At 62.2% G+C, this 13,402-nt stretch carries 13 protein-coding genes; 8 read left to right on the top strand and 5 right to left on the bottom strand.

Annotated features, from left to right (window positions below):
- Positions 1–10: 10 nt before the first annotated feature.
- On the top strand, positions 11–814 hold the full coding sequence (pgeF, locus tag ACESMT_RS06805) for a peptidoglycan editing factor PgeF (protein ID WP_372825811.1): 804 nt from the start codon (positions 11–13) through the stop codon (positions 812–814).
- On the opposite strand, the gene ACESMT_RS06800 is transcribed toward pgeF, so the two are convergent.
- A complete protein-coding gene (locus tag ACESMT_RS06800; RefSeq protein ID WP_372825810.1) occupies positions 722–1,045 on the bottom strand; it encodes a hypothetical protein in 324 nt (107 codons plus the stop codon). The two genes, pgeF and ACESMT_RS06800, sit on opposite strands and share 93 nt — an antisense overlap.
- A gap of 131 nt (positions 1,046–1,176) precedes the next feature.
- Here ACESMT_RS06800 and phaC point away from each other — a divergent pair, with 131 nt between their 5' ends.
- From phaC to ACESMT_RS06780, 4 genes are all read left to right on the top strand, one after another.
- Entirely contained in the window at positions 1,177–2,919 is a 1,743-nt protein-coding gene (gene phaC, locus ACESMT_RS06795; protein ID WP_372825809.1) for a class I poly(R)-hydroxyalkanoic acid synthase, read from the top strand.
- 120 nt (positions 2,920–3,039) lie between these two features.
- Complete coding sequence (locus ACESMT_RS06790; RefSeq protein WP_372825808.1) at positions 3,040–4,218, top strand: acetyl-CoA C-acetyltransferase; 1,179 nt, start codon at positions 3,040–3,042, stop codon at positions 4,216–4,218.
- A gap of 138 nt (positions 4,219–4,356) precedes the next feature.
- On the top strand, positions 4,357–5,094 hold the full coding sequence (gene phbB / locus ACESMT_RS06785) for an acetoacetyl-CoA reductase (RefSeq protein WP_372825807.1): 738 nt from the start codon (positions 4,357–4,359) through the stop codon (positions 5,092–5,094).
- A gap of 276 nt (positions 5,095–5,370) precedes the next feature.
- The gene (locus ACESMT_RS06780) at positions 5,371–5,835 is read left to right on the top strand and encodes a ribonuclease HI family protein (protein ID WP_372825806.1); all 465 of its coding nucleotides are present in this window, start codon (positions 5,371–5,373) and stop codon (positions 5,833–5,835) included.
- On the opposite strand, the gene ACESMT_RS06775 is transcribed toward ACESMT_RS06780, so the two are convergent.
- The 4 genes from ACESMT_RS06775 to ACESMT_RS06760 form a co-directional block, all read right to left on the bottom strand.
- Complete coding sequence (locus tag ACESMT_RS06775; protein WP_372825805.1) at positions 5,832–6,368, bottom strand: nucleoside deaminase; 537 nt, start codon at positions 6,366–6,368, stop codon at positions 5,832–5,834. The two genes, ACESMT_RS06780 and ACESMT_RS06775, sit on opposite strands and share 4 nt — an antisense overlap.
- Complete coding sequence (locus ACESMT_RS06770; protein ID WP_372825804.1) at positions 6,365–8,050, bottom strand: PhoH family protein; 1,686 nt, start codon at positions 8,048–8,050, stop codon at positions 6,365–6,367. Before ACESMT_RS06770 ends, ACESMT_RS06775 begins: the two co-directional genes overlap by 4 nt.
- Before the next feature lie 164 nt (positions 8,051–8,214).
- Positions 8,215–8,691, bottom strand: coding sequence for a peroxiredoxin (locus ACESMT_RS06765; RefSeq protein WP_372825803.1), 477 nt, complete (start codon positions 8,689–8,691; stop codon positions 8,215–8,217).
- Between the two features lie 130 nt (positions 8,692–8,821).
- Positions 8,822–9,223 carry an Mth938-like domain-containing protein gene (locus ACESMT_RS06760; RefSeq protein ID WP_372825802.1) on the bottom strand — a complete coding sequence of 134 codons (402 nt, stop codon included), beginning with the start codon at positions 9,221–9,223 and terminating at the stop codon, positions 8,822–8,824.
- A gap of 175 nt (positions 9,224–9,398) precedes the next feature.
- On the opposite strand from ACESMT_RS06760, the gene ACESMT_RS06755 reads away from it, so the two are divergent.
- The 3 genes from ACESMT_RS06755 to ACESMT_RS06745 form a co-directional block, all read left to right on the top strand.
- On the top strand, positions 9,399–10,622 hold the full coding sequence (locus tag ACESMT_RS06755) for a pyridoxal phosphate-dependent aminotransferase (RefSeq protein ID WP_372825801.1): 1,224 nt from the start codon (positions 9,399–9,401) through the stop codon (positions 10,620–10,622).
- A 69-nt stretch (positions 10,623–10,691) separates the two neighbouring features.
- A complete protein-coding gene (locus ACESMT_RS06750) occupies positions 10,692–12,014 on the top strand; it encodes a homoserine dehydrogenase (protein WP_372825800.1) in 1,323 nt (440 codons plus the stop codon).
- The coding region (locus tag ACESMT_RS06745) for a threonine synthase (RefSeq protein WP_372825799.1) at positions 12,014–13,402 on the top strand (1,389 nt) is incomplete at its 3' end. The genes ACESMT_RS06750 and ACESMT_RS06745, both read left to right, overlap by 1 nt.

Here is a 13,402-nt window from a genome sequence, read left to right as displayed (position 1 = left end):
GCGGAACGCCGTGCACCCCGACTGGCTGATCCCCGACTGGCCTGCGCCGTCCGGGGTGCGTGCGCTGTTCACCACCCGGCAGGGCGGCGGGTCGGGGGCACCCTGGGACAGCATGAACCTGGGTGACCATGTCGGCGACAAACCTGCCCACGTCGCCGCCAACCGCGCTGTGCTGGCCCGCGCCATGCACGCCAAACCGATGTTCCTCCAGCAGGTGCATGGTGTGGCCGTGTTGCCGCTGGACGGCAGCACGCCGGACGGCCTGCAGGCTGACGCCGCCATGACCTCGCAGCGCGGCGTCGCCTGCACCATCATGGTGGCCGACTGCCTGCCGGTGCTGCTGACAAGCGATGAAGGTTCTGCCGTCGCAGCCGCCCACGCTGGTTGGCGCGGCCTGGCTGGGAAGCAGGGTCGGGGCGTTCTGGAAGAAACTTGTGAACGCTTTTGGGCTCCAGACCAAGGCAGACGGGCGCAATCTGCTATTAATACAATAGCATGGCTGGGTCCGTGTATCGGCCCGTCAGCCTTTGAAGTGGGCGCAGAGGTGAGGGTGGCGTTTGTCGACCGCCATCCCCGCGCCGCAGACTGCTTCACTGCGGCGGCCCCGGGCAAATACCTGGCCGATCTGGCGGGTCTGGCGCGCCTGCGGCTGCAGGCGCTGGGCATCACGCAGATTTATGGCAACGATGGCAGCGCGCCGTGGTGCACCGTGGGCAAGCCCTCAAGGTTCTTTTCGCACCGGCGCGATGCTGGTGTCCATGGCAACGGCTTCGGCACCACCGGCCGGATGGCTGCCTGCATCTGGCTCGAATGAATCGGGTCCGGGGACGTCGGGGGTCACCGTGCTGGCTTCGGCCGCTTCACGTGCCTTGATGGCCTTGCGCCGTGCCGGCGCACGCATCAGGTAAACCACCAATGCCACAGGCCCCACGCCGTAGAGTACAAAGGTCACCAGCGCACCCAGCAGGGTGCCGGCGGGGTGGGTGGCTTCGGCCACGCTCATCATGAGCACGACATACATCCAGGCAATGACGATCAAATACATAAAACTTTGTGCCGCGTCATGAGTTTGAAAGGAATCTCCACGATACTGGGCCAAGGCTCTCATGGCATGATAAGCGGCGCGCCTGCCAGGCATCAATAAACGAGAGCCCGTCCACACGCGGGGAGACAAGCATGAATTCTGACGCAAACCTGGCGCAAGCGGCCCAACAGATGCAAGAGACCTTTGCCCAGGGCCTGAAGCAGGTCATGGGTGCCATGGCCGGTGGCGGGCTGGGAACCGCACCCGGTTTTGCGCAACTCGGCATGGCTGATCCACAGACGGCCCTGCCGCCCCTGCAGATCGACCCGCTCAAGCTGCTGGAAATCCAGAAGACCTACCTTGAGGAGATCAGCACGCTCTGGAACAGCGGCCTGCAGGCCAAAACACAAGGTTCGACCGACCGGCGCTTTGCGGCAGAAGCCTGGCACCTGAACCCCGTCTCGCAATTTGCCGCGTCGGCTTACCTGCTGAACGCCCGCACCCTGATGGGACTGGCCGATGCGGTGCAGGGCGATGAAAAAACAAAGGCCCGCGTGCGTTTTTCCGTCGAGCAGGCGATGGCTGCCTCCGCGCCCAGCAACTTCCTGGCGCTCAATGCCGAGGCACAGAAAAAAGCCATCGACAGCCAGGGCGAGAGCATCGCCCGGGGGCTGGCGAACATGCTGCACGACATGAAGCAGGGCCACGTGTCGATGACCGACGAGAGTGTCTTCGAGGTCGGTAAAAACGTCGCCACCACCGAAGGCGCTGTCGTTTTTGAAAACGAGTTTTTTCAGCTCATCGAATACAAACCGCTGACCGCCAAGGTCTACGATCGGCCTTTTGTTCTGGTGCCGCCTTGCATCAACAAGTTCTACATCCTTGACCTGCAACCCGAGAACTCGCTGATCCGTTACGCGGTCGCGCAAGGCCACCGCACTTTTGTGGTGAGCTGGCGCAACCCCGACGAATCGATGGCCGAAAAAACCTGGGACGATTACATAGCGCACGCCGCGATCAAGGCGATTGAAGTCACGCAGGACATCACCGGCGCGAAAACCATCAACGCGCTCGGCTTCTGCGTCGGCGGCACGATTTTGGCGACTGCGCTTGCGGTGCTGGCCGACCGGGGCGAAAAACCCGTGGCCAGTGCCACGTTCCTGACCTCGCTGCTGGAGTTCAGCGACACCGGCATCCTGGACATCTTCATCGACGAGCAATCGGTTCAGTTCCGTGAGATGCAGATGGGCAAAGGCGGCTTGCTCAAGGGGCAAGAACTCGCATCCACCTTCAGCTTTCTTCGCCCCAACGACCTGGTCTGGAACTACGTGGTGGGCAACTACCTCAAGGGTGAGACGCCGCCGCCGTTTGACCTGCTCTACTGGAACAGCGACTCGACCAACCTGCCCGGGCCGTTTTACGCCTGGTATTTGCGCAACACCTACTTCGAAAACAACCTGGCCAAGCCCGGCAAGCTGACGGTGTGCGGGCAGAAGATCGATCTGGGCAAGCTGGACATGCCCACTTACATCTTCGGCTCACGCGAAGACCATATCGTCCCGGTCGGTGGGGCCTATGCCTCGACGCAGGTGCTGCCCGGCAAAAAGCGTTTTGTCATGGGTGCCTCCGGTCACATCGCCGGCGTCATCAACCCGCCGGCCAAGAAAAAGCGCAGCTATTGGACGAATGACAAGTTGCCACAGGGCAAGTTTCCCGCCGCGCAGGCCGACTGGCTCAAGGGCGCGACCGAACACCCCGGCAGTTGGTGGACCGACTGGTCCGACTGGCTCAAGGGCCATGCCGGCAAGCAGGTGGCCGCACCCAAAAGTTACGGCAGCCGCAAGTACAAGGCCATCGAGCCCGCGCCCGGCCGTTATGTCAAGGCCAGGGCCTGAAAGAAAACCTGTCATCCCGGGCTTGACCCGGGATCCATGCCTCGGATGATGCAGCACACCGACGTGGATTGTGGGTCAAGCCCGCAATGACTGACAGCTGAGTTCAACTGGAGAAACATCATGGAAGACATCGTCATCGTCTCAGCAGGCCGCACGGCCGTCGGCAAGTTCGGCGGCAGCCTGGCCAAGGTTCCCGCCACCGAGTTGGGCGCCGCCGTCATCAAGGCGGTGGCAGAGCGCGCGGGCCTGTCGCCCGAACTGATTGGCGAGGTCATCATGGGCCAGGTGCTGGCTGCCGGCGCTGGCCAGAACCCTGCGCGCCAGAGCGTGGTGAAGGCGGGCTTTCCGCACGCCATCCCCGGCCTGACCATCAACGCGGTCTGCGGCTCCGGCCTCAAGGCTGTCATGCTGGCCGCGCAGTCGGTGGCCACCGGCGACAGCGAGATCGTGATTGCCGGCGGCCAGGAAAACATGAGCGCCGCCCCCCACGTGCTCAATGGCTCGCGCGACGGCCAGCGCATGGGCGACTGGAAGATGATCGACTCCATGATCGTCGACGGCCTGTGGGACGTGTACAACCAGTACCACATGGGCATCACCGCTGAAAACGTCGCCAAAAAATACGGCATCACCCGCGAGATGCAGGACGAGCTCGCCCTGGCCAGCCAGACCAAGGCCATGGCCGCGCAGGACGCCGGCAAGTTCAAGGACGAGATTATCCCGTTTTCGATCCTGCAGAAAAAAGGCGATCCACTGGTGTTTGCCGCCGATGAGTTCATCAATCGCAAAAGCACAGCGGAGGGCCTGGCTGGCCTGCGCCCGGCGTTTGACAAAGCCGGCGGCGTCACCGCCGGCAATGCCTCCGGCATCAACGATGGTGCCGCCGCGGTCATGGTGATGACCGCCAAAAAAGCGGCTGCCCTGGGCCTCAAGCCACTGGCCCGCATCGCCAGCTATGCCACCAGTGGACTGGACCCGGCCATGATGGGTATGGGGCCGGTGTCTGCATCGACCAAGGCCTTGCAGCGTGCCGGCTGGAAGGCGCAGGACCTGGACCTGCTGGAGATCAACGAAGCCTTTGCCGCGCAGGCCTGCGCCGTCAACAAGGAAATGGGCTGGGACACCAGCAAGGTCAACGTCAACGGCGGCGCCATCGCGATTGGGCACCCGATTGGTGCGTCCGGATGCCGTATCCTGGTGACGCTGATCCACGAGATGGTGCGCCGTGATGCCAAAAAAGGCATCGCCAGCCTGTGTATCGGTGGCGGCATGGGGGTTGCCCTCACACTGGAACGATAAATATGGGTTAAAACAGCTTGTGGCCCTTGCCGGGTGAGCGCAACCAGCTATTTATTTGATAGCAATTTGCAGCCACCGGTGAGGTCATCAGATTCTCTTTTCAACGGCTTTCAGAATCAATAAATCAAGGAGCAAGACATGGTGAAACGCGTAGCTTACGTAACTGGCGGCATGGGCGGCATCGGAACCGCCATTTGCCAGCGCCTGCACAAGGACGGCTTCACCGTCGTGGCCGGCTGCGGCCCAACGCGTGACTTCACCAAATGGCTGGACGAGCAGAAGGCACTGGGCTACACCTTCTACGCCTCCGTCGGCAATGTCGGCGACTGGGACTCCACCGTGGGTGCCTTCGACAAGGTCAAGGCCGATCACGGCCCGGTCAGTGTGCTGGTCAACAACGCCGGCATCACACGCGACAGCCAGTTTCGCAAGATGAGCAAGGCCGACTGGGACGCCGTTATCTCCACCAACCTCGACAGCATGTTCAACGTCACCAAACAGGTGATCGAAGGCATGATCGAAGGCGGCTACGGGCGCATCGTCAACATCTCCTCGGTCAACGGCCAGAAGGGCCAGTTCGGCCAGGTCAACTACTCCACGGCCAAGGCCGGCCTGCACGGCTTTACCATGGCGCTGGCGCAAGAGGTGGCAGCCAAAGGCGTGACCGTCAACACCGTGAGCCCGGGCTACATCGGCACCGACATGGTCAAGGCCATCCGCCCCGACGTGCTGGAGAAAATCGTCGCCGGCGTGCCCGCCAAACGCCTCGGCACCCCGGAAGAAATCGCCTCCATCATTTCGTGGATCGCGTCGGACGAAGGCGGTTACGCCACGGGCGCGGACTTCTCGCTCAATGGTGGTTTGCACATGGGTTGATGCAGGGCACACCGATTTGCTTGAAAGCCCGCTTCTGCGGGCTTTCTTTTGTTCGGTGTATGGACCGGATACAGGTGGACGGGTGTATGGGGACAGGGGGGACCCCCGATGCTGCGAACGACAAGACGTGCGGGGCCATTCGGGCGGTGGGGCGTCATCCCCTTTTCTCCCAATCCGCAGGACAGCAACACTTCTCCGGGCGATTCCCTGATTCAGGAGGCAGGATTTTGCAAGGTGATACGGCGGCCCGGGTGGTCGGAAGACAGGAGTAGCGCGATGCACAAGCCAGCTCCGCCCATGGCTCAATCCTGGACCATCCACTGCGACGGCAGCGCGGTGCCCAATCCCGGTCGAATGGGGCTGGGCGCGGTCCTCGTCGCGCCGGACGGCACGCAGCACCTGCTGTCGATGGCAACAGATGCCCGAGGCTGCAACAACGAGGCGGAGGCGAGGGCGCTGATGCTGGCACTGCGCGATGTGCAGGCGCGTGGTGCCATTGCTTTACAGATCTACAGCGACAGTAGTTTGCTGATTGCGCAACTGGGCGCTGTTGGCGCACCGCCCGTGCTGCGGCTGGCCATGCTGTACGATGAGACGGCCACCTTGCTGGCGACTTTTCCCCGCGTGACGCTGCACTGGATACCGCGGCATCGCAATGGCGAGGCGGATGCGCTGGCCCGTGCGGCTCTGGGCCTGTTGCCCAAGGGACGGGTGAAACTGATGAAAAAGCGGCGGCACTAGCCGTGGCATGAATCGTTCGTGGTCCAGAAGCCCTGATGCGGCTGGGCGGCTTCGTCCTCAAGCAACGGGCCCAGCACCTCGACAGGCCGTTGGCCGGTTTCGAAGACTTGCCTGCAGGGCAGGGACAGGGTGGGGTTTTCGGGATGGGCGCCAGTCAGTTCGAGCAGCTTGTCTTCGGACAGGCCGTAGACGACGCGGCCGATGTTGCACCAGTAGATCGCGCCGGCGCACATGCAGCAGGGCTCTGCGCTGGTGTACAGCGTGCATGTGGCCAATTGCTCCGGCGTGAGTACGCGGGCGGCCAACGCTGCGGCGGCCAGCTCGGCGTGCTGGGTCGGATCGCCCTGCGGCGGCATCGAATTGTTGCCGGCAGTGGCGATGACGTGGCCGTTCTCGTCGGCCACCAGCGCGGCGAAGGGGTGGCATCCCCTGGCACGGGATTCTGCCGACAGTGCGATGGCCTGCCGCAACAGCGCCAGGTCCCGCGCCGAAGCACCCTGCTTGTCTGGCGGCACGCCCTCGAGTCCGGTCAAAGCACCTCGCTGGCAAAATCCGCCAACCGCGACCGCTCACCCCGCGCCAGGGTGATGTGCCCGCCGTGGGGCCAGCCCTTGAAGCGGTCCACGGCGTAGGTCATGCCGGATGAGCCTTCGGTCAGGTAGGGCGTGTCGATCTGTGCGAGGTTGCCCATGCAGATGATCTTGGTGCCGGGACCGGCCCGTGTGATCAGTGTTTTCATCTGCTTTGGCGTCAGGTTTTGCGCCTCATCGATGATCACGTATTTGTTCAGAAAGGTGCGGCCGCGCATGAAGTTCATGCTCTTGACCTTGATGCGTGAGCGGATCAGCTCGTTGGTGGCGGCGCGCCCCCATTCGCCGGAGCCACTGTCGTTTTTGCCCAGCACTTCCAGGTTGTCGTCGAGTGCGCCCATCCATGGGCCCATTTTTTCCTCTTCGGTACCTGGCAAAAAGCCGATATCTTCACCAACGCTGACTGTCGCGCGGGTCATGATGATCTCGGTGTAGCGGCGGTCGTCCAGCACCTGCGTCAGGCCGCTGGCCAGGGCCATCAGCGTCTTTCCGGTGCCTGCCGTGCCGGCCAGCGTCACAAAGTCCACTTCGGGGTCCATCAGCAGGTTCATCGCGAAGTTCTGCTCGCGGTTGCGGGTGGTGATGCCCCAGACCGCATTCTTGAGGTGGGTGTAGTCCTTCAGCGTCTTGAGCACCGCCGTCTTGGCACGGATCTCGGTGACTCTGGCGTACAGCGGTGGCTCACCGGGTGCCTCAAAAAACACAAACTGGTTGATCAGCAGGCTGCCGACGATCGGGCCGGTGATGCGGTAGAAGGTGTGGCTGCCTTGTTGCCAGCTTTCGATGGTCTTGCTCTGGCGCGTCCAGAAGTCGGTCGGCAGGGCCAGCGATCCGGCGTAGAGCAGGTCACCGTCTTCGAGTGTCTTGTCGTTCTGGTAGTCGTCGGTGGCCAGGCCCAGGGCGCGGGCCTTGACGCGCATGTTGATGTCCTTGGACACCAGCACCACTTCACGTGGCGCGTACTCCTTGCGCAGCGCTTCGACCACGCCCAGGATCTGGTTGTCCGCTTTGCCCTGAGGCAGGCTCATGGGCAGCGAGTAATCCAGCACCCTGGTCTGGAAAAACAGGCAGCCGCCGGCTTCGCGGTGGCCGGTGGTGTCCAGCTTCAGGCCCTTGGCGATGTCGGCACCGCTGGTACCGGCCAGCGCGTCCAGCGTGCGGCTGGTCTGGCGGGCATTGCGCGCGACTTCAGTCATGCCTTTTTTGTGGCCGTCAAGCTCTTCGAGAACGATCATGGGCAAAAAGATGTCGTGTTCCTCAAAGCGGAACAGGCACATCGGGTCGTGCATCAGCACATTGGTGTCCAGCACAAACAGCTTGGTCGGGCCCGTGTGTTTGGGCTTTTTGGTTTTAGGCACAGCTTGTGGCCGAGCCGGCTGAGCGCTGTCCTTGTGATAGCTGCCTGCGGCGCCGGCGCGGGTGTGCTCTTTGGCCTGGTAGGCCACGGGGTGTTCTGCGTCGCCGCCAGCCGAGCGGCTGTCAAACAGTTCAAGCGCCGGCTGTTTGCGGGCCGGCTCGGTCTGTTCCGGTTTTCGTGCTGCCTTGGACGGCGACCGGGCCGGGGCGTCGAAGGCCTCGGTCGAGAGCAAAGCGGCACGTTTGGTCGGGGCGGGGGGCAGGGGCATGGTGCTTTGGGCTCACAAAATAAGGGTTCAAAAAGCGAAAAAGCCGCCTGGAGGCCAGGGCGGCTTTTTCGGTGGGCGCAGTCGCTAGGGTCAACAGCATGAAGTTACTATACACGACTCCGATGACTGGCCCGAGGGGTGCGGAATGAGGCTGTGATGCCGCCTCAAGCAGTCTTTTTCAGCGCCTTGACGGCCTTGAGCACGTCGTCCACGTGCCCTGGCACTTTCAGGCCGCGCCATTCTTCCTTGAGCTGGCCGTCAGCGCCGACCAGGAAGGTGCTGCGCTCGATGCCTTTGACCTTTTTGCCGTACATGATCTTGTTTTTGACCACGCCGAACATATGGCACATTTTTTCTTCGGTATCGGCGATCAGCTCGAAGGGCAGCTCAAGTTTGGCCTTGAACTCGTCGTGTGATTTCATGTTGTCGCGCGAGACGCCAAACACGGTGGCGCCGGCCTTGACAAAGTCTTTATAACGGTCGCGGAACTGCATGGCTTCGGTGGTGCAGCCGGGCGTGTTGTCCTTGGGGTAAAAATACAGGACAACCACGTGGCCCAGATGGGTTTGGTTGGAGACCTTGATGCCACTGGTGGCGTTGGCTTCAAATTCGGGGAGTAGTTTATTGACGACGACTGCCATACTGCTTGGACCCTGACGAAAGTAGTTGTAATTAGCCGTTGGCTCTGGTGGCAACGCCGCGCCTGACTTGGTAAGCCAGACGGACTTTGCACCAAACGCAACCCTAGATTTTACTCTGAAAGCCCAAGCGTCACTTCACGGGGTCCCCGGCGGTCTCCATCAGCAGCGCAGCCAGCACGATTCGCCCTTCGCCGGCGAGGATGTTGTAGGTGCGGCAGGCCGCGATGGTGTCCATGGTTTCCACGCCAATGCGGGCCACCATCAGGCTGCGCAAAAACGCTGGCGGCGGGAAGCGCAGGCGCGTGCCGCTACCAAAAATCACCAGTTCGGGACGGGTCGCGACCAAGCGAGAAAAGTGTTCTTCGGTGAGGTCTTCAAAACGGCTGCAGGCCCAGTCAAACTTTTCTCCGCGGGAGCCGATCACGATGCTGTGCTCGATTTTTTCGGCCACGCCCTTGCTGCCCAGGCCAATCCAGCCGGGGCCATAACCAAGGATGGATTGAACGTCGAGCTGGTCGGGTTGCAGTTTCATGCGGAGTTCTGGAGGGGAAGGGGCGGCGGCATGCCGGGAAAATCAGGGGTTTATGTGGTCAAATTATAGATTCCGCCCGAATTTCCAGGTGCTGCACCGTGCTTCATGCCGGTAGCCGGTGGGGTTGTCCGCCCCGCAGACGGTGTGGCCGTGGCCTTCAATTCCTGAAAGTTTCATGAAACCGATCAATAAATCCGCCAAGTTGGCCAATGTGCTGTATGACATCCGCGGCCCGATCATGGACGCCGCCAAGCAGATGGAGGAAGAGGGGCAAAAACTCATCAAGCTCAACCTGGGCAATCTTGCGGCCTTCGGATTTGACGCGCCCGAGGAAGTCCAGCAGGACATGATCCGCAACCTGCCGGCCTCGGCGGGTTACTCGGACAGCAAGGGCATTTTTGCGGCGCGCAAGGCGGTGATGCACGAGACGCAGAAGCAGGGCATCAAAGGTGTGGTGCTCGACGATATTTACCTCGGCAATGGCGCCAGCGAACTGATTGCCATGGCCACCAACGCGCTGCTCGACAACGGTGACGAGCTGCTGCTGCCGGCCCCGGACTACCCGCTGTGGACCGCCAGCACCAGCCTGTCGGGCGGAACGCCGGTGCATTACCTGTGCGACGAAGACAACGGCTGGATGCCCAACCTGGACGACATTCGCGCCAAGATCACGCCCAGAACCAAGGGCATCGTGGTCATCAACCCGAACAACCCGACAGGCGCGCTGTATTCCGACGACCTGCTCAAGGGCATCGTTGCGATTGCGCGCGAACATGGCCTGGTGCTGCTGGCCGACGAGGTCTACGACAAGGTGCTGTACGACGGCGTGAAACACACAGCGATGGCCAGCCTGTCCACCGACGTGCTGACGCTGACCTTCAACTCGCTGTCCAAAAGTTACCGCTCCTGCGGCTACCGCGCAGGCTGGCTGGTGGTGTCCGGCCCCAAGAAGCAGGCACAGGACTACATCGAAGGCCTGAACATGCTGGCCAACATGAAGCTGTGCTCCAACGTACCGGGCCAGTGGGCGATCCAGACCGCGCTGGGCGGCTACCAGAGCATCAATGACCTGACCGGCGAGGGCGGCCGCCTGCGCCGTCAGCGCGACCTGGCCTACGAGCTGATCACGGCGATTCCGGGCGTGAGCTGCGTCAGGCCGAGTGCGGCGCTTTACATGTTTCCCAGGCTGGACCCGCAGGTCTACCCGATCACTGACGACCGGCAGTTTTTTCTGGAACTGCTCAAGGAGACCAAGGTCATGCTGGTGCAGGGCACCGGCTTCAACTGGGCGGCGCCGGACCACTTTCGAATCGTCTTCCTTCCGCATGAGGAAGATCTGCGTGAGGCGATTGGCCGCATCGCCAAATTTCTCGAAACCCGGCGCAAGCCGACCGCCTGATAATTCCAGCCGACCTTCGCCGAATTTTTTCCAGCTGCAAGACAGCAAGACAACATAACATCGACATCTATGAAACCGATCAAGGTAGGCCTTCTGGGCATGGGCACTGTGGGCAGCGGTGTGTTCACCGTTTTGAAGCGCAACCAGGAAGAAATTTTTCGCCGCGCCGGCCGCAGCATCGAGATCGCCATGGTGGCCGACCTGGACACCGCGCGCGCGCAGGCTGCTGCCGGCGAGGGCGTTGAGGTGGTGGCCGATGCGCGCAAGATCATCGCCAACCCCGAGATCGACATCGTGATCGAGTTGATAGGCGGCTACGGCATTGCCAGACAGCTGGTGATGGAAGCGATTGAAGCCGGCAAACACGTGGTCACCGCCAACAAGGCCCTGCTGGCTGTGCATGGCACCGAGATTTTTGCAGCGGCGCACCGCAAGGGTGTGATGGTGGCGTTTGAAGCCGCAGTCGCCGGCGGCATCCCCATCATCAAGGCGCTGCGCGAAGGCCTGACCGCCAACCGCATCCAGTGGATCGCCGGCATCATCAACGGCACGACCAATTTCATCCTGAGCGAGATGCGCGACAAGGGCCTGGACTTTGACGTGGTGCTGAAAGAAGCGCAGCGCCTGGGTTACGCCGAGGCTGACCCGACCTTCGACATCGAAGGCGTAGACGCCGCGCACAAGGCCACGCTGATGTCGGCGATTGCCTTTGGCATCCCGGTGCAGTTCGACAAGGCCTATGTCGAGGGCATCACCAAGCTGGGCGCGCAGGACATCCGTTACGCCGAGCAGCTCGGCTACCGCATCAAACTGCTGGGCATCACCAAAAAAACTGCCAAGGGCATCGAGCTGCGCGTGCACCCCAGCCTGGTGCCAGCCAAACGCCTGATCGCCAATGTCGAGGGCGCGATGAACGCCGTGGTGGTGCAGGCCGATGCCGTGGGCACCACGCTTTACTACGGCAAGGGCGCGGGCAGTGAGCCCACCGCCAGCGCGGTGATCGCCGACCTGGTGGACATCACCCGCCTGCACGGTGCCGATGTCGCGCAGCGTGTGCCGCACCTGGCTTTCCAGCCGCAGTCCATGAGCGACATGCCCGTGCTGGCCATGAGCGAGGTGGTCACCAGTTATTACTTGCGCCTGAACGTGGCCGACCAGGCTGGCGTGCTGGCCAAAGTGACCGGCATCCTGGCTGACGCCGGCATCAGCATCGACGCCATGCTGCAGCGCGAGGCTGATGAGGTGGGCGGCGAAGGCTCGACCCACACTGACCTGATCATCCTGACGCACGACTGCGTGGAGGCGAAGATGAACGGCGCCCTGGCGCAGATGCAGGCCCTGCCTACCGTGTTGTCGCCGATCACGCGCATCCGCAAGGAGGAGTTGGCCTGATGCTTTATCTTTCGACGCGCGGCCACGCGGATCGCAAACGTTTCTGCGAAATTCTGCTCGAAGGCCTGGCACCCGACGGTGGCCTGTATCTGCCCGAGACCTATCCGCAGGTCGATGCCGCGACGCTTGAAAAGTGGCGCAAGTTGCCGTATGCCAGCCTGGCATTTGAGGTGCTGTCGCTGTACATCGACGACATTCCGCCGGCCGACCTAAAGGCGATTTGCGAAAAAACCTATACCGAGGAAGTTTTCGGTTCGGCCGAGATTGTTCCACTGCGCAAGCTGGAAGACGGCCTCTACCTCGAAGCCCTGTCCAACGGCCCGACCCTGGCCTTCAAGGACATGGCGATGCAGTTGCTCGGCAACCTGTTCGAGTACGAACTGGCGCGCCGTTGCGAAGAGCTCAACATCCTGGGTGCCACCAGCGGCGACACCGGTAGCGCGGCCGAATACGCGCTGCGCGGTAAAAAGGGCGTGCGTGTCTTCATGACCTCGCCGCAGGGCCGCATGAGCCCTTTCCAGCAGGCGCAGATGTTCAGCCTGCAGGATGCCAATATCCACAACCTCGCGCTCGAAGGCGTGTTCGACGATTGCCAGGACATCGTCAAGGCGGTGTCCAACGACCTGGACTTCAAGCGCAAGTACCGCATAGGCACCGTCAACTCGATCAACTGGGCCAGGCTGATGGCGCAGGTGGTTTACTACTTTGCAGGTTACTTCCAGGCGACTGACCCTCACCCTAACCCTCTCCCGGAAGGAGAGGGGACAAGCCCCGGTACTTCCCCTTTGCTCCCTCGCCCCCTGGGAGAGGGCAGGGGTGAGGGCTCCCCGATCCCCAGGGTCAGCTTCGCCGTGCCCTCGGGCAACTTCGGCAATGTCTGCGCCGGCCATGTGGCGCGCATGATGGGCCTGCCCATCGACAAGCTTGTGGTCGCGACCAACGAGAACGATGTGCTCGACGAATTTTTCCGCACCGGTGTCTACCGCGTGCGGGCCAGCGCGGACACCCACGAAACCTCCAGCCCGTCGATGGATATTTCCAAAGCCTCCAACTTCGAGCGTTTTGTGTTCGACCTGCTGGGCCGCGACGCGACCCGCGTCGCCGACCTGTTTGGTGCGCAGTTGACAAAGAACGGGCGTTTCGACCTGAGCGCCGACCCGGTCTTCCAGTCAGCGGCCAGGCATTATGGTTTCGCCAGCGGTAAAAGCACCCACGCCGACCGCCTGCACACCCTGCGCGACACCTTCCAGCGTTTCGGCACCATGATCGACACCCACACCGCCGACGGTCTCAAGGTCGCGCGCGCGCACCTGCAAGCCGGCGTGCCCATGGTGGTGCTGGAGACCGCCTTGCCGATCAAGTTCGCCGAAACCATTGAAGAGGCGCTG

The sequence above is a fragment of the Polaromonas sp. genome, assembly GCF_041689105.1.
Taxonomy (GTDB): Bacteria; Pseudomonadota; Gammaproteobacteria; order Burkholderiales; family Burkholderiaceae_C; genus Polaromonas.
This window is presented reverse-complemented; position numbering and strand designations above follow the sequence as displayed.

Bases quoted from the DNA above. Each gene is read 5' to 3' on its own strand.
- ACESMT_RS06760 (WP_372825802.1), bottom strand. From the start codon at position 9,223: ATGAAACTGCAACCCGACCAGCTCGACGTTCAATCCATCCTTGGTTAT.
- ACESMT_RS06800 (WP_372825810.1), bottom strand. From the start codon at position 1,045: ATGTATTTGATCGTCATTGCCTGGATGTATGTCGTGCTCATGATGAGC.
- ACESMT_RS06770 (WP_372825804.1), bottom strand. From the start codon at position 8,050: ATGCCCCTGCCCCCCGCCCCGACCAAACGTGCCGCTTTGCTCTCGACC.
- ACESMT_RS06765 (WP_372825803.1), bottom strand. From the start codon at position 8,691: ATGGCAGTCGTCGTCAATAAACTACTCCCCGAATTTGAAGCCAACGCC.
- phbB (WP_372825807.1), top strand. From the start codon at position 4,357: ATGGTGAAACGCGTAGCTTACGTAACTGGCGGCATGGGCGGCATCGGA.
- ACESMT_RS06780 (WP_372825806.1), top strand. From the start codon at position 5,371: ATGCACAAGCCAGCTCCGCCCATGGCTCAATCCTGGACCATCCACTGC.
- ACESMT_RS06750 (WP_372825800.1), top strand. From the start codon at position 10,692: ATGAAACCGATCAAGGTAGGCCTTCTGGGCATGGGCACTGTGGGCAGC.
- ACESMT_RS06790 (WP_372825808.1), top strand. From the start codon at position 3,040: ATGGAAGACATCGTCATCGTCTCAGCAGGCCGCACGGCCGTCGGCAAG.
- ACESMT_RS06755 (WP_372825801.1), top strand. From the start codon at position 9,399: ATGAAACCGATCAATAAATCCGCCAAGTTGGCCAATGTGCTGTATGAC.
- phaC (WP_372825809.1), top strand. From the start codon at position 1,177: ATGAATTCTGACGCAAACCTGGCGCAAGCGGCCCAACAGATGCAAGAG.